The organism is Paraburkholderia sp. RL17-373-BIF-A (assembly GCF_046030175.1).
Classification (GTDB): Bacteria; Pseudomonadota; Gammaproteobacteria; order Burkholderiales; family Burkholderiaceae; genus Paraburkholderia.
Window position 1 is genome coordinate 1 of the sequence record NZ_JARESO010000277.1, and the last position, 1,178, is coordinate 1,178.

2 protein-coding genes and 1 pseudogene are annotated in these 1,178 nt (G+C 63.1%); 1 reads left to right on the top strand and 2 read right to left on the bottom strand.

Annotation, left to right across the window (positions count from 1 at the left end; translation table 11 throughout):
- The coding region (locus tag P0D80_RS50305; protein ID WP_408296257.1) for a DUF1643 domain-containing protein at positions 1-513 on the bottom strand (513 nt) is incomplete at its 3' end.
- A 35-nt stretch (positions 514-548) separates the two neighbouring features.
- Between P0D80_RS50305 and P0D80_RS50310 the strand changes: the two genes are divergently transcribed.
- Complete coding sequence (locus P0D80_RS50310) at positions 549-767, top strand: hypothetical protein (RefSeq protein WP_132380408.1); 219 nt, start codon at positions 549-551, stop codon at positions 765-767.
- A gap of 5 nt (positions 768-772) precedes the next feature.
- Here P0D80_RS50310 and P0D80_RS50315 read toward each other — a convergent pair.
- Positions 773-1,178, bottom strand: a pseudogene (locus tag P0D80_RS50315) (DUF5131 family protein); the annotation flags it as partial.

The window sequence follows — 1,178 nt, forward strand, 5'->3', positions numbered from 1 at the left end:
GTTGTCCCCGTTCTCTGCGGATGCCGCGACAGCTGCGGGGCTCCATGCGATTAGCGGCTGATCGTTGCGCATATATAGTGGATGACGCGGCGAGCCGTCCTTCGTCGTGTCGAGACACCAAAGGCGCGCGCCGGCGTCGAGCATGATGCTGGCGACGCGCGCGGCGTGCTCTGGCCTGGCATTCGAGCCCCATGCGCAAATTACGTCGCCGCACTCGCGAGCGAAATTCCACAGGTAGTCGTCGTTATCGGGCCCGACCGGATCCGGATGGGACCAAAGAGCGGCTGGGTCTGCCGAGCGCAGCGCGTACAGGTTGGCGACTGCCAGACCATTGCAATCCCACAGCTTCGCGAAGCCGCGGCATCGGCGAATGGTCGGATCGTCGAGCCGCGCGTCGGCAGTGCTCGGATTGAGCATGACGAACAGCGCATTCGATTTTTCGGGCGACATTGATTCGGCTGGGCGCGTCAGCCGATAGCGATATATGCCACAAGGGGTGATGACTGTGCTCATGCTAGGATTCCTCGAAAACCATCTGGGAGAGATCCGTGCCGCACTGGGAACACATCCGCAACGGACACGTCGTCAGCATCAACGCCGGTCAAGATGTGCGAGGCAGATGGAGTTGGTCCTATACCATCGACGGCGACGGCTACACAGAGATGCGCGACCGTCCCTTGAAGTCTGCCGATGCTGCCCGCCTCGAAGCAGAGCTTGACGCGAACGTGAAGGCCGATCGGCTGCCCGCCGGCGACGCTGTTGAGTAATTTACTCATGCAACACCTCGCGGGAATTCGTCATGCGTGCGGCCGTCGAGATGGCGGCCGGCCGCTTTCTTGCCGCAGCGATAGAGCACAGGTTCATCATTGCAGTGCATCCCTTCAGCGGAACCCGGCGTCATGGTGCTGAATTCCCACTCGCCGTCCCAATAGTCCGCGACCCGCGCGGTCCGCGTCAGCGGTCCGCCGCAATTTTCGCCGGGCGCCCACTCTTCCCCATTGCTTGAACAGGTAGGGGACGCCCAGCGCCATCGCACTGATCGCGAAGATCACGCACCCAATCCGGATGCATCGGCCGCGCGTCGCCGCCGCTTTCACCTCCCGCGATCACCCGATCGATTCGGCCCGGCATGTCGCTGTGATTGGTGAAGCCGCCGCGCTGCTCGCCGAGGCCTGCAG